General features: G+C 58.6%; 22 protein-coding genes. 9 read left to right on the top strand and 13 right to left on the bottom strand.

The window, feature by feature from the left end; genetic code table 11:
* Nucleotides 1–15 precede the first annotated feature (15 nt).
* Genes AC2TAD_RS09785 through AC2TAD_RS09770 form a run of 4 tightly spaced genes read left to right on the top strand, consistent with a single transcriptional unit; the run spans nt 16 to nt 3,497 of the window.
* Nucleotides 16–1,221: a formate dehydrogenase subunit gamma gene (locus AC2TAD_RS09785; protein ID WP_480867409.1), complete on the top strand. Its 1,206-nt coding sequence runs from the start codon at nt 16–18 to the stop codon at nt 1,219–1,221.
* On the top strand, nt 1,222–2,481 hold the full coding sequence (locus AC2TAD_RS09780) for a c-type cytochrome (RefSeq protein WP_480867407.1): 1,260 nt from the start codon (nt 1,222–1,224) through the stop codon (nt 2,479–2,481). It abuts the gene before it with no gap.
* A 17-nt stretch (nt 2,482–2,498) separates the two neighbouring features.
* Nucleotides 2,499–2,624 (top strand): hypothetical protein, encoded by a 126-nt coding sequence (locus tag AC2TAD_RS09775; protein ID WP_269149587.1) that lies wholly within the window; start codon nt 2,499–2,501, stop codon nt 2,622–2,624.
* On the top strand, nt 2,625–3,497 hold the full coding sequence (locus tag AC2TAD_RS09770; protein WP_480867406.1) for a substrate-binding domain-containing protein: 873 nt from the start codon (nt 2,625–2,627) through the stop codon (nt 3,495–3,497).
* Here AC2TAD_RS09770 and AC2TAD_RS09765 read toward each other — a convergent pair.
* The 9 genes from AC2TAD_RS09765 to AC2TAD_RS09725 all read right to left on the bottom strand — a co-directional run bounded on the left by AC2TAD_RS09765 (nt 3,494) and on the right by AC2TAD_RS09725 (nt 12,790).
* On the bottom strand, nt 3,494–4,312 hold the full coding sequence (locus AC2TAD_RS09765) for an ABC transporter substrate-binding protein (protein ID WP_480867404.1): 819 nt from the start codon (nt 4,310–4,312) through the stop codon (nt 3,494–3,496). The two genes, AC2TAD_RS09770 and AC2TAD_RS09765, sit on opposite strands and share 4 nt — an antisense overlap.
* Before the next feature lie 20 nt (nt 4,313–4,332).
* Complete coding sequence (locus AC2TAD_RS09760) at nt 4,333–5,067, bottom strand: ATP-binding cassette domain-containing protein (RefSeq protein WP_480867402.1); 735 nt, start codon at nt 5,065–5,067, stop codon at nt 4,333–4,335.
* On the bottom strand, nt 5,060–5,773 hold the full coding sequence (locus AC2TAD_RS09755; protein WP_480867401.1) for an ABC transporter permease: 714 nt from the start codon (nt 5,771–5,773) through the stop codon (nt 5,060–5,062). The genes AC2TAD_RS09760 and AC2TAD_RS09755 overlap by 8 nt, the downstream gene beginning before the upstream one ends.
* A gap of 152 nt (nt 5,774–5,925) precedes the next feature.
* Nucleotides 5,926–6,915, bottom strand: coding sequence for an ABC transporter substrate-binding protein (locus AC2TAD_RS09750; protein WP_170750741.1), 990 nt, complete (start codon nt 6,913–6,915; stop codon nt 5,926–5,928).
* A gap of 53 nt (nt 6,916–6,968) precedes the next feature.
* Complete coding sequence (locus tag AC2TAD_RS09745; protein ID WP_480867399.1) at nt 6,969–7,814, bottom strand: ABC transporter permease; 846 nt, start codon at nt 7,812–7,814, stop codon at nt 6,969–6,971.
* Nucleotides 7,811–8,728 (bottom strand): ABC transporter permease, encoded by a 918-nt coding sequence (locus AC2TAD_RS09740; protein WP_480867579.1) that lies wholly within the window; start codon nt 8,726–8,728, stop codon nt 7,811–7,813. The genes AC2TAD_RS09745 and AC2TAD_RS09740 overlap by 4 nt, the downstream gene beginning before the upstream one ends.
* A gap of 4 nt (nt 8,729–8,732) precedes the next feature.
* Nucleotides 8,733–9,530: an ABC transporter ATP-binding protein gene (locus AC2TAD_RS09735; RefSeq protein WP_170750737.1), complete on the bottom strand. Its 798-nt coding sequence runs from the start codon at nt 9,528–9,530 to the stop codon at nt 8,733–8,735.
* 462 nt (nt 9,531–9,992) lie between these two features.
* The gene (hydA, locus tag AC2TAD_RS09730) at nt 9,993–11,447 is read right to left on the bottom strand and encodes a dihydropyrimidinase (RefSeq protein ID WP_170352863.1); all 1,455 of its coding nucleotides are present in this window, start codon (nt 11,445–11,447) and stop codon (nt 9,993–9,995) included.
* Between the two features lie 92 nt (nt 11,448–11,539).
* The gene (locus AC2TAD_RS09725) at nt 11,540–12,790 is read right to left on the bottom strand and encodes a Zn-dependent hydrolase (RefSeq protein ID WP_480867397.1); all 1,251 of its coding nucleotides are present in this window, start codon (nt 12,788–12,790) and stop codon (nt 11,540–11,542) included.
* A gap of 171 nt (nt 12,791–12,961) precedes the next feature.
* Here AC2TAD_RS09725 and AC2TAD_RS09720 point away from each other — a divergent pair, with 171 nt between their 5' ends.
* Entirely contained in the window at nt 12,962–13,570 is a 609-nt protein-coding gene (locus tag AC2TAD_RS09720; RefSeq protein ID WP_170750733.1) for a TetR family transcriptional regulator C-terminal domain-containing protein, read from the top strand.
* Nucleotides 13,571–13,604: 34 nt separating this feature from the next.
* Here the strand turns inward: AC2TAD_RS09720 and preA are convergent, their stop codons facing one another.
* The 3 genes from preA to AC2TAD_RS09705 form a co-directional block, all read right to left on the bottom strand.
* Nucleotides 13,605–14,909 (bottom strand): NAD-dependent dihydropyrimidine dehydrogenase subunit PreA, encoded by a 1,305-nt coding sequence (gene preA / locus AC2TAD_RS09715; RefSeq protein WP_480867395.1) that lies wholly within the window; start codon nt 14,907–14,909, stop codon nt 13,605–13,607.
* A 44-nt stretch (nt 14,910–14,953) separates the two neighbouring features.
* Nucleotides 14,954–16,288 (bottom strand): NAD(P)-dependent oxidoreductase, encoded by a 1,335-nt coding sequence (locus AC2TAD_RS09710; RefSeq protein WP_480867394.1) that lies wholly within the window; start codon nt 16,286–16,288, stop codon nt 14,954–14,956.
* A 160-nt stretch (nt 16,289–16,448) separates the two neighbouring features.
* Nucleotides 16,449–17,081: a cupin domain-containing protein gene (locus AC2TAD_RS09705; protein WP_480867392.1), complete on the bottom strand. Its 633-nt coding sequence runs from the start codon at nt 17,079–17,081 to the stop codon at nt 16,449–16,451.
* 152 nt (nt 17,082–17,233) lie between these two features.
* On the opposite strand from AC2TAD_RS09705, the gene AC2TAD_RS09700 reads away from it, so the two are divergent.
* The 3 genes from AC2TAD_RS09700 to AC2TAD_RS09690 all read left to right on the top strand — a co-directional run bounded on the left by AC2TAD_RS09700 (nt 17,234) and on the right by AC2TAD_RS09690 (nt 20,308).
* Nucleotides 17,234–18,229, top strand: coding sequence for a hypothetical protein (locus AC2TAD_RS09700; protein ID WP_480867390.1), 996 nt, complete (start codon nt 17,234–17,236; stop codon nt 18,227–18,229).
* A gap of 72 nt (nt 18,230–18,301) precedes the next feature.
* Nucleotides 18,302–19,594: an O-acetylhomoserine aminocarboxypropyltransferase/cysteine synthase family protein gene (locus AC2TAD_RS09695; RefSeq protein ID WP_480867389.1), complete on the top strand. Its 1,293-nt coding sequence runs from the start codon at nt 18,302–18,304 to the stop codon at nt 19,592–19,594.
* 3 nt (nt 19,595–19,597) lie between these two features.
* Nucleotides 19,598–20,308 (top strand): GNAT family N-acetyltransferase, encoded by a 711-nt coding sequence (locus AC2TAD_RS09690; protein ID WP_480867388.1) that lies wholly within the window; start codon nt 19,598–19,600, stop codon nt 20,306–20,308.
* A 3-nt stretch (nt 20,309–20,311) separates the two neighbouring features.
* Here the strand turns inward: AC2TAD_RS09690 and AC2TAD_RS09685 are convergent, their stop codons facing one another.
* Entirely contained in the window at nt 20,312–21,007 is a 696-nt protein-coding gene (locus AC2TAD_RS09685; RefSeq protein ID WP_480867386.1) for an SIMPL domain-containing protein, read from the bottom strand.
* 165 nt (nt 21,008–21,172) lie between these two features.
* Between AC2TAD_RS09685 and AC2TAD_RS09680 the strand changes: the two genes are divergently transcribed.
* On the top strand, nt 21,173–23,071 hold the full coding sequence (locus tag AC2TAD_RS09680; protein WP_480867385.1) for a hypothetical protein: 1,899 nt from the start codon (nt 21,173–21,175) through the stop codon (nt 23,069–23,071).
* Nucleotides 23,072–23,107 lie beyond the last annotated feature (36 nt).

Genomic DNA, 23,107 nt, shown 5'->3' with positions numbered 1-23,107 from the left:
ATGACCGAGGTTCAGATGTTCCGCTTACTCACCGCATTGTTGCTAACTTTTACGATGGCAAACGTAGCCATTGCACAATCAAGTGACACCGACGCTCCTGCCGCGAACGAGCGCACGTCGACAGGTGGAGCGACAACGCTTGAAGACATTCTTGCCCGTCAACGTGGTGAGAAAGTCGACAATACCTATCGGTCTGAAAACACTGGACAGGGTAACGTCGAAGGATTGTTGGGCCAGTTTGGAACACGCGGCGTGGCGTCCGACAGTGACGTCTATCGCGCTCTTCGATACGGTTCGGCGGATGTGACCGTTTCATCAAAAGGACCTGCTGCAAGCGTCTTGATCCAAGATGGTGGCATGTGGTGGTGGGCTTTCCGCACCGGACCTCTGCGCGAATACGGCACTTACATCATCGCAGGCATGGCTGCAGTAATCTTGTTGTTTTTCCTGATCCGCGGAAAAATCCGCATTGATGGCGAAAAAACAGGCCGCACAGTCACGCGTTTCAACGGTTTCGAACGGTTTGGCCACTGGCTTTTCGCCGGATCGTTTTTGATCCTCGGGCTCACTGGCTTGCTGACGCTTTACGGTCGAGACTTTCTAATCCCAATCTTTGGAAAAGAAGGCTTTGCGACGATCGCGCAAGCCTGCAAATGGCTTCATAACAACTTGGCATGGGCCTTCATGCTGGGCCTTGTCATCGTCACTGTAAACTGGATCGCCCATAACATCCCAAACCGTACCGACCTAAAGTGGTTGGCCGCTGGCGGTGGGCTTTTCACCAAAAACAGTCATCCTCCAGCCAAGAAATTCAATGCAGGGCAAAAGGTCATTTTCTGGGCCTGCATTTTGCTTGGCGTGTCGATCAGCCTGTCGGGTTTGTCCCTGTTGTTTCCGTTCGAGATGCCCCTGTTTGCCAAAACATTCCAGATCGCCAATGCAACCGGGTTGCCTCAGGCAATGGGCCTGAATCTGCCGGTGCAAATGTCGCCGCAAGAGGAAATGCAATACGCCCAAATCTGGCACGTGATGATTGCCTATGTCTTTATCGCCATCATTATCGCGCATATCTATCTGGGCTCGGTGGGAATGGAGGGCGCCTTCGACGCCATGGAAACCGGCGAGGTCGAGGAACAGTGGGCGCGTGAACACCATTCGCTGTGGCTGGCAGAGGTGCAGGAAAAAGAGGCTACCAAGGGCGCAGCCTCGCCTGCCGAATAGATGCGCGTACTGGCGCTGATCCTTGCGCTGATACCCCTGCCCGCGTGGTCCGAGTTCTTTACGCTAAAAGGCCATGGCGGGCCGATCATGGGGATCGCGACGGCCCCGGATGGGCGGATCGCTACGGCAAGCTTCGACAACTCGGTCGGCCTCTGGTTCGACCAGATGCCCGAATGGCTGGAAGGCCACGAGGCGGCGGTAAACGCAGTCGCCTTCAACGGCACCGCGATCTATTCCGCAGGTGATGATTTCACCCTGCGCCGCTGGCCGGGCGGAGAGGTTGTGGGCCAGCACAAGGGCAAGATCGTCCACATCGCAGCGTCGAAAACCCATGTGGCGACGGCCAGTTGGGACGGCACAATTGGCCTTTGGCCGGCGGATGGGTCGGACCCCACGGTTCTGTCTGCGGGCGGCGGCGTCAATGCGGTTGTGTTTACGCCCGACGGATCACAGCTCTATTCCGCCGGGGTCGACGGGGCGTTGCGCCTGTGGGATGTCGCAAGCGGGCAGGAAACTCTGCGTGTGGTCGAGCATGGCTTTGGCATCAATGAGCTGGTCCTGAACGCGCAAGACAACTGGATCGCCTATGGCGCGGTCGATGGCGTGACCCGCATTCGCGATCTGACCACGGGTGAGGAACGAGATTTCACCCTCGACCGCCGTCCTATTCTGGCGCTGGCGCTCAGCCCGGATCGCAGCTTGTTGGCGGTGGGGGATGGCGAAGGCTATATCATGCTCATCGACACGGTCAATTGGCGCATCGCACAGGATTTCCGCGCCACGTTGCGCGGGCCAGTTTGGGCGCTGGCCTTTTCGCCGGACGGCCAGAACATCCATGCAGGCGGGATTGACGAGGCCATGTATAGCTGGCCCATCGCCACCTTGCGCGAACAGGACCAGATGGCCGCCGTGGAGCCCAGTTTCCTGAAAAACCCCGATCAGATGAGCAATGGTGAACGGCAGTTCGCCCGCAAATGTTCGATCTGTCATAGCCTGATACCAGACGGCCAGCGCCGCGCCGGGCCGACGCTGCATGGGGTGTTCGGACGCAAGGCCGGGTCACTGCCGGGATATTTCTACTCGGACACGCTGCAAGACTCTGATATCATTTGGAATGACGAGACCATAAATGCCCTTTTCGACGAGGGGCCAGACCACTACATTCCGGGGTCGAAGATGCCGATGCAGCGGATCACGCAGCCCAGCGACCGGGACGATTTGATCGCCTTTCTGCGCCGCGCCACGGCACCGGAAAACTGAAAGACCGGAGGAGACAGATGAAAGCCTTCCTTGCCGCCGTGGCCGCCATGGTCGTCATTGCAATAGCAGCGCCTTTTGTGCTGAATCAGATCGGATTCAGTGCCGCCGATGCTGGAACCGGTTCAGCGGTGCGCCTCGACTGAATGCCTGAATTCCTGACCACAAAGGAACTGGCCGACCTGCTGCGTATCGGCGAGCGTAAAGCCTATGATCTGGCCTCGTCGGGCGAGGTGCCCTGCGTACGCGCCATGGGAAAGCTGCTGTTTCCCCGCGCCGAGGTCATCGCCTGGCTGAACGCGTCGCGCAGTGGCCCGCAGGTGGCAGAACCGCCCCTGCCTCCGATTGTCGCGGGTAGCCATGATCCACTTCTGGACTGGGCGCTGCGCGAAAGCGGTTCGGGGTTGGCGACGTACTATGACGGCTCGTTCGATGGCCTGAACCGGTTGAAAGACCGGACTGCGCAGGCCGCCGCGCTGCATATTCACGAAGACGGCGGGTTCAACCTTGGGGCTCTGCGCGGTGCGTTGGGCGAGGCGCCGGTGGTTTTGTACGAAGTTGCGCAGCGTCAGCGTGGATTGCTGTTGGCTCCGGGTGTGAGTGACATCTCAGGATTTACCGACCTGAAAGGCCGCCGCGTGATCCTGCGGCAGGAGTCGGCCGCCAGCCAGCGCCTGTTTGACGGGCAACTGGAGGCACATGGCCTCACCCGCGCGGATCTGGACGCCCTGCCCACTTGCGCCCGTACCGAGGAAGAGCTGGCCATCGCCCTGCATGACGGCAAGGCTGAGGCCGGGTTTGGTCTGGGCGCGCTGGCGGGGCTGTATGATCTGGGCTTCTGTCCGACCCATGCTGAACGGTTGGACCTGGCCATCTGGCGGCGGGCCTATTTCGACGAACCGATGCTCAAACTGCTGGCCTTTGTGCAATCCGACCGATTTGCCGCCCGCGCCGCAGAGTTTGGCGGCTATGACCTAAGCCATCTGGGCACGATCCATCACAACGGAGCCAGCGGTTAAGACCCGCTGGCATTGGGAAAGAACAACTGCTGGCCGTCCAGCTTGTAAGACGCAATCGCCGCTTGCCCGTCCGGCCCGGTCAGCCAATCGATGAACCGCTGGCCCGCTGCAGCCCGAACACGTGGATGCTTGTCCGGGTTCACCAGAATAACGCCATATTGGTTGAACAGACGCGGGTCGCCCTCGACCATCACCTCAAGATTGCCCCTGTTGCCAAAGGATTGCCACGTGGCGCGGTCGGTCAGCACATAGGCATCCATGCCGCTGGCCACATTCAGGGTCGCCCCCATACCCGAGCCCGTCTCGCGATACCATGCGCCCGATGCAGCCGTGGGATCAACCTCGGCCGCAGTCCAATGGCGCATCTCGGCCTTATGCGTGCCGCTGTCATCCCCGCGCGAGGCAAAGGGGGCCTCGGCCTCGGCCACAGCGGTCAAAGCCGCCACGATATCCGTGCCGCCTTTCACCTTGGCCGGGTCGGATTTCGGCCCGACCAAAACAAAATCGTTATACATGACGTCAAAGCGTTCGACGCCCCAACCATCGGCGACGAACTGATCCTCGGCCTGTTTGGCATGGACCAGCAGAACGTCTCCGTCCCCGTTGACCGCATTGCGGATCGCCTGCCCGGTGCCCACAGCCACCACACGCACGTCTATCCCAGTTTCGGCCTCGAACCCCGGCAGGATATAGTCCAGAAGCCCCGAGTTCTGCGTGGACGTGGTCGATTGCACGACGATAAACGGCTCTTCGGCGAACGCAGGTGCGGCCAGGCCAAGCGAAAGCAATGCTGCCCGAAGAAAATTCCGGATCATTTCGATCTCCGTCTTATTGATTAAGTCACAAGCCCGCCCGCCAGATAGCGGCGTGCGGCATCACTTTGAGGCGCGTTTAAGACCTGTTTAGCCAACCCATGTTCAACCACATGCCCACCCTGCATCATGACGATATCCGCAGCCAGTCGGCGAGCCTGCCCAATGTCATGGGTCACCATGACAATCCGCACGCCGCGACTTGATGCCCTCAGGATCATCCGCTCGATCATCTGGGTCGCGCTTGGGTCCAGCGCGCTGGTGGGTTCGTCCAGAAACAGCGTCTCGGGGTCCAGCGCCAGCGCGCGCAGGATGGCCAGCCGTTGAGCCTCGCCCCCGGACAAGGATCGCGCGGGCTGACGCGCCTTGCCTTCCAGCCCGCCCTCAGCCAACAGGCTTTCGATCCGTAGCTTGCGGGCACCGCGCGGCAGCCCCTGACGTTTCAGAACGAAATCAAGATTGGCCGCAACCGAGCGGCGCAGCAGCACAGGTTGTTGAAACACCATCGCCTGTTGCGCTTTGTGCCTATCGGTCAGCGGTGACCCATCCTGCTCAACCCGCCCCTGATCCGGTTCGATCAAGCCATGCAAACAACGCAAAAGCAGGCTTTTGCCAGCCCCGTTCGGCCCCAGGATCAGTGTCGGACCCGGCCCGTCCAGCGAAAGGCGCGAAACATTAAGCAGCGCTTTGCCGTTTCGAACAATGCGCAAATTTCGCACCAACAGGCTGCTGGCTGTATCACATAGCATATCACGCATGACGCAGCCCTTCCTGTTCAGCGCGCAGGCTGACTGCGCTGACCATAGCGTTTACCGCGATTGCAATTCCGATCAGGATCGCGCCCAACGCCAATGCCAGCGCCAGATTGCCCTTGGAGGTCTCAAGCGCGATGGTCGTGGTCATCACCCGCGTCACGTGATTGATGTTGCCGCCCACGATGATCACCGCGCCCACCTCGGCGATAGCGCGGCCAAACCCGGCCAGCAGCGCCGTGATCAACGCCAGCCGCGCGTCCCATAGCAGCACCGGGACCGAGGCCAGACGCGACACGCCCAGCGATCGCAACTGTTCCGAATATTCCTCGGCTAGCATCTCAATCACCTGTCGTGTCAGAGCAGCTACGATCGGTGTCACCAGCACGACCTGTGCGATGATCATGGCCGAGGGCGTATACAGCAGTTCCAGCACACCCAATGGCCCTGAGCGCGACAGCATCAGATAAACCAACAGCCCCACAACGACCGGAGGGAACCCCATCAAAGCATTCATCAACACGATCATCGCCCGCCGCCCCGGAAAGCGCGCAACGGCCAGCGCTGCCCCAACAGGCATCCCGATCAATGCAGCGATCAGCACGGCAAAAATCGAAACTTTCAGGGACAACAGAACAATCGCCCACAACTCGGCATCCCCGTTCAGGATCAGAGCCAAAGCCGATGTAAATTCTGCTGCAAATCCCTGCATAATCTCCCCATATCCACGCAATCGGAACCAAATGCGTTTAATTTCATAGTAATACTAAGGCATTCTTCAACGAATGGCACACACTTTTCCGGCATCTCAAACGCAAAACGCGGCCCCCGAAGGGACCGCGTCAAATGCGTCTGACAGACGGCTTAGTTCAGGGCTGCATCCGTGATCTGATGTGTCCAAGCGCCCTCAGGCTGCTTGGTGATCACTGGATCCGACCCGCCAGCCAGCAGTGTGCCCACCGTGCGTTCAAAATCCGCAGGGTCCAGCGCACCGTTCGAACCAGCGGTCAGCTTGGCGATTTCACCCATCATGCGCTTTTGGTGCTCTTCAGTCTGGGCACCGGTCGCGTCGTTTTCCAGCACGATTTCGGCCGCCTCATCCGGGTTTTCCTCGGCGTATTTCCAGCCTTTCATCGATGCGCGCACAAAGCGTTCCATCTTGTCCGTAAAGGCCGCATCACTGAGGTTTTCCTCAAGCACATAGAGACCGTCTTCCAACGTGGCGACGCCCTGATCTTCGTATTTGAACGTCACCAGCTCATCAGGGCTAACGCCTGCGTCGATCACCTGCCAATACTCGTTGTAGGTCATGGTGCTGATGCAATCGGCCTGACGCTGCAACAGAGGGTCCACGTTAAAGCCCTGTTTCAGAACCTCAACTCCGCTTTCGCTCTTGCCACTGGTGTCGATGCCCAGCTGGCTCATCCAGCTCATGAACGGAAATTCGTTGCCAAAGAACCAGACACCTAGCGTACGGTTCTTCAGATCCTCGGGCGAAGTGATCCCCGCATCCTTCCAGCAGGTCAGCATCATGCCCGAGCTTTTGAAGGGCTGGGCGATATTGACCAGCGGAAGCCCCTTTTCGCGCGCGGCCAGCGCGGCGGGCATCCATTCAACGGTTACATCGGCGCCGCCCCCTGCGATCACCTGCGTGGGTGCGATATCGGGGCCGCCGGGCAGGATGGTGACGTCCAGCCCCTCTTCCTCGTAGAACCCTTTGTCTGCCGCCACGTAGTAACCCGCAAACTGCGCCTGCGTGACCCATTTCAGCTGCAATGTCACCTCATCCGCCGACCATGCCGCACCGGCTGTAAGTCCAAAGGCAGCAAGCGCCCCGCTAAGTAGCTTATTCATCTTCATGTCTCCTAGTTGCTGTTGGTGCCCCGTTTTCGGGGTCTGTTGAAGTGTTATCCTCTTTGTGACGGGTGCCAGAAGGTCACCGCCTTTTCGATCATCGCGACCGCGCCATAGAATGCGGTTCCGGCTAGTGCGGCTACCACGATCTCGGCCCAGACCATATCCAGCGAAAGCTGACCGACGCTGGTGGAAATCCGAAAGCCCATACCCAGGGTCGGAGAGCCAAAGAACTCGGCCACGATAGCGCCGATCAGCGCCAATGTGGTGGAAATCTTCAACCCGTTGAACACAAACGGCATCGCCGCAGGCAGGCGCAGTTTCAGAAAGCTCTGCCAATAGGTTGCGGCATAGGTCTCCATCAGGTCGCGCTGCATCGCCGTCGCCTCGCGCAGGCCGGCCACAGTATTCACCAGCATCGGAAAGAACACCATCACAACGACGACTGCGGCCTTGGAATGCCAGTCGAACCCAAACCACATCACAAGAATGGGGGCCGTGCCGACGATGGGCAGAGCGGCGACGAAATTTCCAACGGGCAGCAGACCCAGACGCAGGAAATCCCAGCGGTCCACGGCGATCGCCATCAGAAACGCGGCACCACACCCGATGATGTAGCCGCTAAGCGCCCCTTTGACGATGGTCTGCACGAAGTCCGCCCACAGGATCGGCAGACTGTCCGCAAAGCGCACCGCAATCACCGAGGGCGCGGGCAGGATGACCAGCGGCACTTCGAGCCCACGCACCAGCAGCTCCCACATACCGATGATCGTAAGGCCAAAGATCAGCGGGGCCACGACGCCCACAATGCGCGTGTCAGCATAAGGCCCGCTGGCCAGACGGCCATTCACCCACCAGCCCAGCAGCCACAGAAGGATTGCACCAATAACCAAGATCATTGCGCCATTCCCATTCGTTTCAGCACCGTCCGTTCGATCAAGCCCAGCAGCGCCACAAGACCGGCCGCCAGAATGGCCGCCGCAAACAGGGCCGACCAGATTTGCACCGTCTGACCATAATAACTGCCCGCCAGCAGACGCGCGCCCAGGCCAGCGACGGCCCCGGTCGGCAGCTCACCAACGATGGCCCCGACCAGCGAAGCAGCGATGCCGATTTTCAGCGAAGTGAACAGATACGGCATCGAGGCTGGCAGGCGCAGTTTCCAGAAGCCTTGCGACCGACTGGCACCATAGGTGCGGAGCAGGTCCAGCTGCATCGCGTCGGGGCTGCGCAGACCTTTGACCATACCTACGACCACCGGGAAAAAGCTGAGATAGGCCGAGATCACCGCCTTGGGAATGATGCCCTGAATGCCCACCGAATACAGCACCACGATAATCATGGGCGCCAGCGCGATGATCGGGATGGTCTGGCTGACAACGGCCCATGGCATCACCGACAGGTCCATCACCCGGCTATGCACAATCCCCACCGCCAGCAAAATGCCCAACCCGGTGCCGATGGCAAATCCCAGCATCGTCGCACTCAGCGTCACCCAGCCATGATAGATCAGCGACCGTTTCGAGGTGATCTTTTTCTGCACCGTCGTCTCCCACATCTCAATGGCGACCTGATGTGGCGCAGGAAGACGGGGGCGGTCCTGCTCCCACGTGGCGGGGATGGCAAAGCTGTTGTTCAGCACCAGGCCGAACTCGGACATGTCGCGCCGATCCTTGGCCGAGGGCGGCTGCACCTCGGCCCCTGCCCGCTCTTGTTCGGTCAGCACGCCCTTGATGTTCATCGGCACGCAGGCCGCGTACCAGAACGCAACGATCACGGTCAGGACGGTCAGCACCGCCCAAAAGGCTTTCAGGCCGCTAGTCATCCGAATGCCCCGCCCGCAGCCCTTCACGCACGCGATGAGCGACCTCAATAAACTCGGGCGTGTCGCGGATATCCAAAGGCCTTTCCTTGGGCAGAGGGCTGTCGATCACATCCGTAATCCGCCCGGGCCGAGGGCTCATCACCACGATCTTGGTGCTGAGATAGACCGCCTCCGGGATCGAATGCGTCACGAATCCGATGGTCTTGCCCGTCCGCGCCCACAGCGCCAAAAGCTGTTCATTCAGGTGATCGCGCACGATTTCGTCGAGCGCGCCAAAGGGTTCATCCATCAGCAGGATATCGGCGTCAAAGGCCAGCGCCCGCGCGATACTGGCCCGCTGCTGCATCCCGCCCGACAGCTGCCACGGGAATTTGCCACCAAAGCCCGCCAGATCGACCAGTTCCAGAACCTTGCTGACCCGTTCTTCCTGTTCGGCCGCCGAATAGCCCATGATCTCAAGCGGCAGTTTGATGTTCTTGGCGATGGTCCGCCACGGATACAGCCCAGCGGCCTGAAACACATAGCCATAGGCCCGTTTCCGCCGCGCCTCATCCGGGGTCATGCCGTTGACGGTCAGTGTTCCCCCGGTTGGCGTCTCAAGCGCCGCAATACAGCGCAGGAAGGTGGTCTTGCCACAGCCCGAGGGGCCGATAAAACTGACGAAATCGCCCTTGTCGATGGTCAAGTTCACATCTTTCAACGCGTGAACCGGGCCATCATTGGTTTGGAAGGTGAGGTCGAGATTGGCAGCTTCTACGACTGCGGAATTGTTGTTTGGATCGGTTGGCATTTCTTACTCAGGAATAGGCAGTGTGACACACGCCGCAATCATTGCGGCAGGGACTCCGAAAATTAACAGGAAGGCATTCCCAAAGGGCTGACTAGCTGAACTGAAAGCCCAAAACAGTATGCCAGCGCCAGTCCAGGAAAACACGGATACAGCTACTGCCGCGATCAGTGTAGGCCCGCGGCGACCGATTGGAAGTCTGGTGACGACGCGACGCATCGCCACAAAAACAACGCAACCCGGAAATAGCGCGCAAAGCAGTATCGGACCCCATATTGGCCATCCGAGCAGCAAAGTAAGCGTTAACATCGACAGCAGGCTGGGAAGCAAGTTCGCTAGCCCAATTTTGGGCAGTGCGAGCATTGCACCAATTACCCAAAACGCGAGCACAGCGATTAGCGTGGCGAGAACCGCGAACGCAATAAACTGAATCGCAGTTGGGTATTCTGTGCTTTGCGTCAACTCTTAAACCCCCGTCGCCGGAATACCCGTCCGCTCGACCGGACGCGGTGCGGTCAACTCTTTCCAAGTGCTCAGCGCCCGGTTCACATGCCCGTTAGGCTCGCGCGCTACGAAGTCGCCATGACCTTCCTGCGTACGGATTTCCCCGTCATGTACGGCCACCTGACCGCGTGTCAGGGTAAAGCGTGGCAAGCCCTTGACCTCTTTGCCTTCGAACACGTTGTAGTCGATCGAGGACTGCTGCGTCTCGGCGCTGATCGTCTTGGTTTTTTCGGGATCCCAAACAACGATATCCGCGTCAGCCCCAACCAGAATCGCACCCTTTTTCGGATAACAATTCATGATCTTAGCGATGTTTGTTGAAGTGACAGCCACGAATTCGTTCATCGTCAGACGCCCGGTGTTTACACCATAGGTCCACAGCATTGGCATCCGATCTTCCAACCCGCCGGTCCCGTTGGGGATCTTGGTGAAATCACCCACGCCATAGCGTTTCTGATCGGTGGTAAAGGCGCAATGGTCGGTGGCCACCACGCTCAACGTTCCTGAATGCAACCCGTTCCACAGGCTATCCTGATGCTGCTTATTGCGGAACGGAGGGCTCATGACCCGGCGTGCCGCGTGGTCCCAATCCTGATGGAAATATTCACTCTCATCCAGGGTCAGGTGCTGGATCAGAGGCTCACCCCACACCCGCTTACCATTCATCTTGGCCCTACGAATGGCCTCATGCGCCTCTTCACACGAGGTATGCACTACATACAAAGGCACACCTGCCATGTCGGCGATCATGATGGCCCTGTTCGTGGCCTCGCCCTCAACTTGAGGCGGCCGGGAATAGGCATGCGCCTCGGGCCCTGTATTGCCTTCGGCCAGCAGCTTGGCGCTGAGCTCAGCCACCACATCGCCATTTTCAGCATGAACCATGGCGATCCCGCCCAGCTCAGCCAGACGTTTGAACGAGGCAAACAGCTCATCATCATTCACCATTAACGCGCCTTTATAGGCCATGAAATGCTTGAACGTGTTGATCCCGCGCGTCTCGATCACGGTCTTGATGTCGTCGAACACCTGCTCGCCCCACCAGGTGACGGCCATGTGGAACGAATAATCGCAATTCGCACGCGTCGATTTGTTGTCCCAACGCTTCAACGCATCCAGCAGGCTCTCACCCGGGTTGGGCAGCGCGAAATCCACCACCATCGTGGTGCCCCCGGCCAAAGCAGCCCGCGTCCCGCTTTCAAAATCATCGCTGGAATAGGTGCCCATGAACGGCATCTCTAGATGAGTATGCGGATCAATCCCACCCGGCATGACATAGCAGCCAGTCGCATCAAGCTCTTTGTCGCCCTTCAGATCCAAGCCGATTTCGGTGATCACCCCGTCCTCGACCATGACGTCTGCTTTATAGGAAAGATCCGCGGTTACGACGGTCCCATTCTTGATAACAGTGCTCATTCTAATCTCCCTGACGCGGTCTGCGCCGCTTGCTTCATCTGGCTAAAAATACCTCGGGGGAGTCGCCCAGGGGGCAACGGGGGCAGCGCCCCCTACTCCACGATCTCCGCCGTCTCAACGACCGCATGAAACAGAACATCCGTCCCGGCTGCTGCCCAGTCCTTGCTGATCTCTTCGGCCTCGTTATGGCTCAACCCATCCACGCACGGACACATCACCATGGCCGTCGGTGCCACACGATTGATCCAACACGCATCATGCCCCGCGCCCGAGATGATATCCGTATGTGAATAGCCCAGCCGCTCAGCCGCATCGCGCACTGCGGCCACGCACCCTTCGTCGAATTGCACCGGATCGAACCCACCCACCTTCTCGAACTCGATCTGCAGGCCCATTTCATCCACGATATCCTCAGCCGCGACCCGCAGACGCGCCTCCATATCCTTGATCACCTCCAGATCGGGCGAGCGGAAATCGACCGTGAACACTACTTTGCCCGGAATCACATTGCGCGAGTTCGGGAACACATCGATATGCCCCGCCGCCCCAACTGCATGAGGCGCATGGGACCATGCGATCTCATCCACTTTCTCAAGTATACGCGCCATCGCCAGCCCGGCATTCTTGCGCATGGGCATCGGAGTCGAACCGGTATGTGCATCCTTGCCCGTCACCGTGATCTGCGTCCAGCTGAGGCCCTGACCATGAGTGACCACACCGATATCCTTGCCCTCGGCCTCAAGGATCGGGCCCTGTTCGATATGCAGCTCAAAGAACGCATGCATCTTGCGCGCGCCAACCTCTTCGTCTCCACGCCAGCCAATCCGTTGAAGCTCATCACCAAAAGCCTTGCCTTCGGCATCTTCGCGCGCATACGCCCAATCCTGCGTATGCACTCTGGCAAACACGCCCGATGACAGCATGGCTGGCGCGTACCGGGTACCCTCTTCGTTGGTCCAGTTGGTTGCAACAATGGGGTGTTTCGTCTTGATCCCCAAATCATTCAGCGTGCGGATGACCTCCAGCCCGCCCAGAACCCCCAGCACACCGTCATACTTGCCGCCCGTCGGCTGCGTATCCAGGTGCGAGCCTACGTAAACCGGCAGCGCGTCCGGGTCTGTGCCTTCGCGCCGGGCGAACATGTTGCCCATCTGATCGAGCCCCATCGAACAGCCCGCATCCTCGCACCATTTTTGAAACAAGGCGCGGCCTTCGGCATCCTCATCCGTCAAGGTTTGACGATTGTTGCCACCGGCTACGCCGGGGCCGATTTTGGCCATCTCCATCAGGCTGTCCCACAACCTGTCGCCATTAATCCGTAGGTTCTGCGCCGGAGCTGCCATCTTGTTCTTCCCTGTCGCTTGCGATTTGGCTCGCTTTTGGTGTCTTGATTTGACCATCTGGTCAAACTCACGCTATCACGGGTTCGAGATCAGTCAAGAAATTGCAGGACTCCGCCAGATTTTTTGACCTATTTCACGCCCGAATGCCGGAAAAAGAGACAGCCTGAAAACATGCCTAAAGACCGCGCCCCGACCCGTATTCAGAAAAAGAACCGCGCCGCGATTCTCGAGGCCGCATTAAACGTGTTTTCAGCGCACGGATTCCGGGGTGCAACCGTGGATCAAATCGCGGCCGAAGCGGGTCTGAGCAAGCCAAACCTGCTATATTACTTCCCGTCGAAAGAAGCGATTCATACCGCCCTGCTGTCCGGCCTGCTAGACGTCTGGCTGGCCCCTTTGCACGATTTGGACGAAGCGGGCGATCCGATGCAAGAGATGCTCTCGTACATCCACCGCAAGCTGGAAATGAGCCGCGACCTGCCGCGAGAAAGCCGCTTGTTTGCCAACGAACTGGTTCAGGGTGCCCCCAGAATTCATGCGGCTCTGTCGAGTGACCTCAAGTCGCTGGTCGATGAAAAGACCGCTATTCTGATCAGATGGATGGAGCAGGGTAAAATTGCAAAACTGCATCCTTATCACCTGATCTTTTCGATCTGGGCACTGACTCAGCATTATGCGGATTTTGATGTTCAGGTCCGTGCGATACTAGCTGATGAAGACCCGTTCGAAGGCGCTGAACCCTTTATCGATACACTTTATCGCAAACTTCTGACGCCCTGATAAAAGGGGCCGATTGCCGGCCCCTTTTTTGTGATTACTCAGCCGCTGTGGCCATCGGGTTGTTCGGGTGCGTCGTCCAGTTCGCATAGTTGGGCTGCACTTCGCGGCCAGTGCGTGGGTCTACCTCTCCCGCGGCCATCGGCTCCATGGAAATACACCCATCTACAGGACACACATCCACACACAGGTTGCAGGCAACGCATTCATCGTCCATCACCTCAAAAACACGGTCTTCAGACATTGAAATCGCCTGATGGCTGGTGTCTTCGCACGCAGCGTAGCAACGGCCGCATTTGATGCACTGGTCCTGATCGATCTTTGCTTTTGCGACGTAGTTGAGGTTCAAATACTGCCAATCCGTCACGTTTGGCACAGCCAGACCAACAATTTCAGAGACGTCTTTGTACCTCTTCTCATCCATCCATTTCGACAGCCCGGCGGTCAGTTCGTCGATGATTTTAAAGCCATAGGTCATCGCAGCAGTGCAGACCTGAACTGTACCACAACCCAACGCCATAAACTCGGCCGCATCGCGCCATGTAGTCACGCCCCCGATGCCGGAAATCGGCAGGCCATGCGTCGCTTGAGCCCGTGAAATCTCGGACACCATCGACAGGGCAATCGGTTTCACCGCCGGGCCGCAATACCCTCCGTGGCTGCCTTTACCGTCGATCGAGGGTTCAGGGCTGAACGTGTCCAGATTGACGCTGGTGATCGAGTTAATCGTGTTGATCAGCGACACCGCATCAGCGCCGCCATTCTTTGCGGCTTCGGCAGGTTTGCGAATATCCGTGATGTTTGGCGTCAGCTTCACGATCACCGGGCGGTCATAGTATTTTTTGCACCACCGGGTGACCATCTCGATATATTCCGGCACCTGGCCGACAGCAGATCCCATGCCACGCTCGCTCATGCCGTGCGGACAGCCAAAGTTCAGCTCGATCCCATCTGCCCCGGTTTCGGCGACCCGTGGTAGAATAGCTTTCCACGCCTCTTCCTCGCACGGAACCATGATCGAAGCGATCAGCGCGCGATCCGGGTAATCGGCCTTGACCCGCGCCATCTCTTCAAGGTTCACCTCAAGCGGACGATCGGTGATCAACTCGATATTGTTCAGACCCAGCAACCGCCGATCCGCGCCATAGATCGCGCCGTACCGAGGCCCGTTTACGTTCACCACCGGAGGCCCCTCGGACCCCAGCGTTTTCCAGACCACACCGCCCCATCCGGCCTCGAACGCGCGGCGGACGTTGTATTCTTTGTCAGTCGGCGGCGCCGAGGCCAGCCAGTACGGGTTCGGGCTTTCGATTCCCAGAAAGTTAGTTTTTAAATCAGCCATTTATCCGGCCCTCCTGATGCCACTCAGCATCCCAAATCCAGTTTTCACGCGGTCAGATTTGCGTGGATATCCATTGCCGCATCGCGGCCCTCGGCTACAGCGGTCACGGTCAGGTCTTCGCCGCCGGCAGCGCAGTCGCCTCCGGCCCAGACACCCGTGATCGAGGTACGCCCCGCGCCCGTGACAGCGATCTTGTTACCGTCGAGTTTCAGCCCTTCGGGCGCGCCCTCCAACGTCTGACCAATCGCTTTCAACACCTGATCTGCAGGCAGGCGGATTACCTCGCCCGTGCCGGTCAGTTGCCCACCTTCGCTAGATGTATACTCCAGCTCAATCTCAGCCGCAGCGCCGTTTCCATGCACGGCCACGGGCTGCACGTTAGTCATGATCTTGACCCCATGCGAAGCCGCCAAGTCCTGCTCGTACCGGCTGGCACCCATGGCGTCGCGGCCCCGGCGATAAGCGATGGTCACATGCTCGGCCCCCAGCAGCTTGGACTTTACCGCCGCGTCAACAGCGGTCATGCCACCACCGATGACAACGACATTGCGCCCCACGGGCAATGCCGCCAGATCACTGGCCTGCCGCACGTCCGAGATGAACTCGACCGCCGGGCGCACGCCGTCTTTGTCGACGCCACCGGCGCGCAGGGCATTCACCCCTGCCAGACCGATCGACAGGAACACCGCGTCGTAATTCGTGGACAGCCCATCCAGCGAGATCGTCTCGCCCAGAACCGATCCCGTCTCAATCGTGATACCACCGATCTGCATCAGCCAATCCACCTCGGCCTGCGCGAAGTTGTTGGTCGATTTATAGGCTGCGATCCCGTACTCGTTCAGGCCGCCGGGCTTGGGCTTGCTTTCGTGAATGACAACGTCATGCCCGAGCATCGCCAGCCGATGCGCGCAGGCCAGCCCAGCGGGCCCTGCCCCGATCACCGCGACGGTCTTTCCGGTCGGCGCGGCACGGTCGAACGGATGCGCCCCGCCCGCCATTACACTATCGGTCGCATAACGCTGCAAACGCCCAATCTCGACCGGAGCCCCTTCGGCAGCCTCGCGTACACAGGCTTCTTCACACAGTGTCTCGGTCGGACATACGCGGGCGCACATACCGCCCAGAATGTTTTGCGCCAGAATGGTCTCGCCCGCTGCTTCGGGCTGCCCGGCCTGAATATGCCGCATGAACAGCGGGATATCGATCTCGGTCGGACAAGCCGCCACACACGGCGCGTCATAGCAGAAATAGCACCGATCAGCAGCCACGGCAGCCTCGTGCGGGGCCAGTGGTGGATGCAGATCCGTGAAATTCGAGGTCAGCTCATCGCTGGAAAGCCGCCCGGAGACAATGCCGGGGGCCATCTGGCCCTGTGCCATCGCTCTACTCCCTGTAGATATGGTTGTTATGGGATCAGCTTGCCACAGTCTGAAATTTTATCAATTGGTAAAATTTGCCAAATGGTCAAAAAATCAAAAAACCGGGCTCAGCGGCCCGGTTTTCGGAAAAATATGCCTGTTTTTGATGCAGCGGCGAAATTCAAACCATCTGCGATAGATGCCCAGACTTGATCCAGACCCGTGCGCCGGCCTCTCCTGCCGTGGCGACGGAGTGGGTGCCGGGCGGCAAGCGAAGCCAATCCCAATCGGAAAACGCCTCATCCGATTCCCGAACAGTGCCTTCGATGACAAACAGCTCGAGCCCCTTTTCGGCATTCAAATCCAGCGCTTCATTCGGCGCCAAACTGAGAACCCGCACGTCCTCAAGGTCATCCTTGAACAGCTGGAGTTTTTCTGCCCCCTCGATTGACCGGCGCACTTCGGTTCTGTCTGCAGGGTCGAACTGATGCAGCTTGACCAGAATCGTCGCGCCGTTCTTGGCCGAGGGCGTATGAGAGGACGTCGGCGGGTTGCGCACATAGCTGCCGACCGGAAAGTCGCCTGTTTCGTCCTGAAACACTCCATCCAGAACCAGGTATTCCTCGCCGCCATCATGGGTATGCGCAGCGAACGCGCTGCCCGGCGCAAATCGTACGATTGTAGTGGCGCGGGCAACTTCTTCACCGATACGGTCCAGCATTTTTCGCTCGACCCCGGCTGCGGGGGACGCGACCCATTCGTTCTGATCAAAGTGGACGGCGACGCGCTTTGTGAAATCTGCGTTGACCCTCATGCGGTATCTCCTTCTGGACATCTCAGCCTAAGATGGGGGCATCATGCCGGTTTTCAATTTTTGCATCATGCGATCGTCTTCACATCTGGTTTTGTCTGCATACCCTGCGTACTGTGCCGCCAACAGATAATACGAGCGACGACCACCGACCGATGCAGGCCAGCCCTTCGAAATTCAATATTGTCATCATTGGCCAGAATAACCGGCTGCAATACGAGGCATTGCTTTTTGCCGCCTCTTTGCGCCACAGCAGCCCCGATTTCGCCGGCCGCCTGTTTGTCGCTATTCCACAACCCAGCCAACGATGGTCACAAGATCCCAGCATCCAGGACGAAGATATCCTTAAAGCGCTGCGCCAATTGGATGCCGAGCTGCTGCCTTTTGAAAATCAGGTCTTTGGCCAGACTTACCCGCATGGGAACAAGATTGAGGCGTTGTCGGCTTTGCCAGAAGGCGAGCCATTTGTATTCTTCGACAGTGACACGCTGATCACCGGAGATTTGAACGCCGTTCCCTTCGACTTTGCCCACCCCGGTGCATCGCTGAAAGTCGAGGGGACATGGCCACACCCAACGCTTTATGGGCCCGGATATGATGGTATCTGGAAGGCGCTTTATCACAGGTTCAATCTTGATTTCGAAAGTTCGGTCGACACAAGCCAACCGCATGATTATTGGCGGCGGTATTTGTACTTTAACGCTGGTTATTTCTTCCATTCCTGCCCCCGCATCTTTGGCGACAGGTTCCGTGACTATGCGCGCACTATCCGGGATGAAGATATCCCAGAGCTGGCCGGCCAGACATTGGACCCCTGGCTTGACCAGATCGCTCTGCCCTTGGTGATCCATTCCCTTGGCGGGGGGCGAGACGCCCTGCCCCACGGCCTGTTGGATGGCACCGTGAGCTGTCACTATCGCCTGTTCCCACTGCTTTACGCACGTGAAAGCGACCATGTGGTCGAGCTGCTGGAGACGGTGGTAGCGCCAAACCGCATCAAAAAAGTGCTCAAAGGGTATGAGCCGATCCGAAAGCTGGTCATTCAGCGAAAGGGTCACAAGATCCGCGAGATGTTCGACCGAGACAACCTGCCCCAACGCGAGCAGGCTATACGTAACAAAATCAAGGCAAAGGGCCTATGGATGCGCTGACAGGATTGTTGTGCGCAGCCCGTCAATCGCCTACAGAGTCTGCAACCAAAAAATCAACGGGAGATTTCCAGAATGTCTGACGGCCCAAGCTACGGTTTCGACACGCTTCAGATTCATGCGGGCGCACGTCCCGATCCGGCGACAGGTGCGCGCCAAACGCCAATCTACCAAACCACCGCTTACGTGTTCCGCGACGCCGATCACGCCGCTGCGCTGTTCAACCTGCAAGAAGTGGGCTTCATATACTCCCGCCTGACCAACCCGACCGTGGCCGTTCTGCAAGAACGCGTCGCCACGCTGGAAGGCGGCGTTGGGGCTGTGTGTTGTTCCTCGGGTCACGCCGCGCAGATCATGGCGCTGTTCCCGCTGATGGGACCGGGCTGTAACGTCATTGCCTCGACCCGCCTTTACGGCGGCACGGTGACTCAGTTCAGCCAGACCATCAAACGCTTTGGCTGGTCCGCTAAATTCGTCGACATGGACGATCCCGAGGCGGTAAAAGCCGCGATTGATGACAACACCCGTGCAGTGTTCTGTGAATCCATTTCGAACCCCGGCGGCTATGTGACCGATATTCGGGCGATGGCTGACATCGCCGACGAAGCCGGCGTACCGCTGATTGTCGACAACACTTCGGCAACACCTTACCTGTGCCGCCCCATTGAACAGGGCGCGACACTGGTGGTGCACTCGACCACCAAATACCTGACCGGGAACGGCACCGTCACCGGCGGCTGCATCGTGGATTCGGGCAAATTCGACTGGTCAGCGAATGACAAGTTCCCCTCGCTCAGCGAGCCCGAGCCAGCCTATCACGGGTTGAAATTCCACGAGACCTTTGGCCCGCTCGCCTTTACCTTCCACGGCATCGCAATCGGTCTGCGCGATCTGGGCATGACCATGAACCCGCAAGCCGCCCACTACACGCTGATGGGGATTGAGACCCTGTCGCTGCGGATGGAGCGTCATGTCGAGAACGCACAAAAGATCGCGGCCTGGCTCGAGGCGGACGACCGCGTCGATTATGTGACCTATGCGGGCCTGCCCTCGTCGCCCTATCACGACCGGGTCAAGGCACAATACACCAAGGGTGCCGGTGCCCTGTTCACCTTTGCTGTAAAGGGCGGCTATGACGCCTGCGTCAAACTTGTGAACGCGCTGGAGATCTTCAGCCACGTCGCGAACCTTGGCGATGCGCGGTCGCTGATCATCCACTCGGCCTCGACCACGCACCGTCAGCTGACACCCGAACAGCAAGAGGCCGCAGGGGCCGGTCCGGGGGTTGTTCGCGTTTCGATCGGGATCGAAGACGTCAATGACCTGATCGCGGATCTGGACCAGGCTTTGGCAAAGGCGACTGCCTAAATCATGCCGCGGCACACGATGAACTCACTTGGCCAACCCGTGGGCATGCCGGTCTCGGGTGAGTTTCCTCGCCCGACGCCAGCTCGCACGGGCATGCAGGGTCGGTTCTGTTCAGTGGTGCCTTTGGACGCGAAACAGCATACGTCCGGTCTGTACCGGGCGTTTGCCGAAGACAAGGACGGTCGAAACTGGACCTATCTGCCCGAAGAACCAATAACATCTGAAGTGGCTTTCGCAGATTGGATGGTTTGGGCTGAGAACAGCGCAGACCCGTTGTTTCACACGGTGCTTGACGGCGATGGAGCTCCGGTTGGGCATGCCACATATCTGCGCATTCAGCCCGACGCCGGGGTCATCGAGGTCGGGTACATTCATTTCTCACCCTTGTTGCAGCGCACCCCTCTGGCCACCGAGGCCATGTATCTGATGATGCGCCGCGTCTTTGATGAGCTTGGCTATCGGCGCTATGAGTGGAAATGCGACGCCCTGAATGCCCCCTCACGTAGCGCGGCCGAGCGGTTGGGCTTTACCTTCGAAGGCATTTTTCGCCAGGCAACCCACTATAAAGGGCGCAACCGGGACACCGCGTGGTATTCAATTCTGGATAGTGAATGGCCACGCATCCAGACTGCATTCGAAACATGGCTATCGCCAGAAAACTTCGACCAATCGGGCCAGCAGCGTCACACACTGCAGGCCCGAGCGGCAGAGTAGTATTTATTCGGATATCGCAAATTCCATCGTGACATTGACCGAGACTGAAATCTCACCGCCTGCCACCGGAACCCCCGCCGAATCCGCAACTTTGAATTCGCGCATCTGCGCGGCAGGGCGGATACCTCCGACATGCTCGTTGATTTGTTGCACAGGTCCCAAAGTCAGCGAGGCAGCCTGCGCCAGTTGCTCTGCCTTGGCAGTTGCTTCTGCCACAGCTTTGGCGCGGGCTTGCGCCTCAAGCGGTTTAGGGTCCTGAACACCAAAGCTCAGCCCCCCGAAGTCATTTGCGCCATCTTGGATGACGGCATCCATTACGGCACCCAGTTGTGTTAGGTCACGAACCCGTACGAATACTCGGTTTGATGCCGAAAAGCCCGAAATCTCGGGTCGGTCGCCGTTGGGGTTATTTCGGCCCGACCAAACCGGCGAGAGCGACAGATCCCTTGTCTGGACATCCCGTGCTTCAATGCCCATCTGCTCCAGACGCGCCAATATTGCCGACACCGCGTCGGACGTCGCCTGCATCGCGTTCGCGGCCTCGGCATCCTCGTGTGTCACTCCCAGTGTTATGGTCGCCATATCGGGCACTGCCAGAGCGGTCCCAAGGGCGTCGACAGTAATGCGACGTTCTTCCGCATGGGCCATCCCTGCCGCCGTTGCAGCCATAAAAGCCGCTAAAAAAGCGTATTTCTTCAAGGTCTTCCCTCCGATCTCTTTGTCATAAACATGGGGTGGCAACGGTCTGCCGAACAAGGGGGAAACCCGGCTTTTTCTTTCCCTCGGCAAGATCCTGCTTTAATGTCAGTCTGCGGACAGAATGACTGTCTGCTTAGACGATGACAATTATGGTTCTTCCGGATTATGAAACCCGCTTTTGCGCTGTCTTTTTCTACTGCCGGAATTTCTTTGCACCACTTTTCGGATGGTGACTGGTTCTGCGTTGGTGATGTCTCGCTGGATGCCCCGGATTTTTCGGATCAGGTCAAAGCACTGCGCGACAAAGGATTCGCGCTGGAAAATGACCTGAATTGCAAGCTGGTCCTGCCGGCCGATCAGGTTCGGTTCCTTAGCCTTGGAACCGGCGATGAAGATGCCGAAGGACAGAGCCTATTGGTTCAGACCGCGTTAACGGATGCGACGCCCTATACGCTTGAAGACCTGAGATACGACACCGCAACCGACGGCGCGGTGATACATGTGGCAGCGATCGCCCGGCAGACGCTGGATGAGGCAATGGCATTCGCCAACGACTATGGCTTTGTTCCGACCCAGGTCACGACCAACACCGACGAGCAGGGCTACCCGTCCGAGCCTCAATTCCTGGCACCAAGAAACCCGGCCCCCGCAGAAGAGACTCCCGTTTCGGCGCTTCCGGTGCACGCGATCGCGGCCGAAGAAAAGCCAACGGAATTCCGCGCAGCTGCGGCTGCAGAGCACCACGAGGCGTCACTTTCAAACCGTCTTGAAGGATACGGTATACCTATCAGCGCCGCGGCTGCTCTGGGTATCGCCGCCGTTTTGATGTGGGCCTTCCTTGGGTCGGGTGATGATGATGTCACTCTACCGGAAACTGCACTTGTCGAAGAAGCAGCGCAGGAGGCACCATCCAAAACCGCCGTGTCGGAAGCAGAAACACCGGAATCGTCCCCGATCACAGCCGAAACCGAACCAGCTGAAAAGCCAACTGAATTGACCGTTGTCGAACCGGCACCAGAAACCTCAGTTGAAGAAACCGATCCCAAAGCGCCCAAGGTTTCTCCGACCGATGCCGCCATTCTTGAGGCTTTGAAGATTGCACCCACCGAAGTCGAGCCGATTGAAACAACCCCCGAACCAGAGCAGCTGCATGCTGGCGCGCAAATAGGCTCGGTTGAGCCTCTGTCTGGTCCTGCGTCGGAATCGCCTGATGCCCAATTTATAGCGTCAACCGATCGATCAGACCTGTCGCGCGATGCCGTGGCTCCGCCATTGGTGACCAGCTTTGCGATGGGAGACGTATACTCCCAACCCAGCGAACCCAGCGCCTCAGGGACGCGGTTTGATCTGGACGAACGCGGACTTGTGAGCGCAACAGCAGAAGGCACGCTGAATCCGGACGGTGTTCTAGTTTTCCTTGGCCGACCGTCAAAAGTCCCGCCAGAAGTACCAGTCCGTTTCGAACAGGAACCAATTGAAGAAGACCCAACGACCAGACTGGCAGAGCTGCGGCCCAACCCTCGTCCATCCGATCTGATAGAACGGTTCGAACGGCAGCAACTTGGCGGTCGAACTCTTGCCGAATTGGCGGTTCTTCGGCCCAAGCTACGTCCGGCGTCGTTGCAACAACGCCCACAGGTAGACGAAACACCAACCGCGCTGGCGGTTGTTCGCGTCCCGCGCCCGAAACCGCGTCCTGCTGGTGTTACCCGACCTGCAAGCACCACCGCAGTCAGTCTTGGGTCGACCGCTGCGATACAGCGAAGCACCAACGAACCTGACACTTTCCAACCGCGGGCGGTGGCCCCGAAAATTCCGTCATCGGCGTCGGTTGCGCGGCAGGCAACGATCGACAACGCAATCAACCTGCGAAAACTGAATCTCATAGGCGTGTATGGCACCCCGGCAAACCGTCGAGCGTTGGTGCGGTTGCCCAGCGGGCGCTACAAAAAGCTGAAGGTTGGGGATCGTCTTGATGGCGGCAACGTTGTCGCGATCGGTGACAGCGAATTGCGATATCAAAAACGCGGTCAGAACGTTACGCTGAAAATGCCCAGAAGTTAAAGGCGACACAGGTGATGCGCCGCCCAATTTACGCAT

The sequence above is a fragment of the Ruegeria sp. HKCCD7628 genome (assembly GCF_057221005.1).
This window is presented reverse-complemented; position numbering and strand designations above follow the sequence as displayed.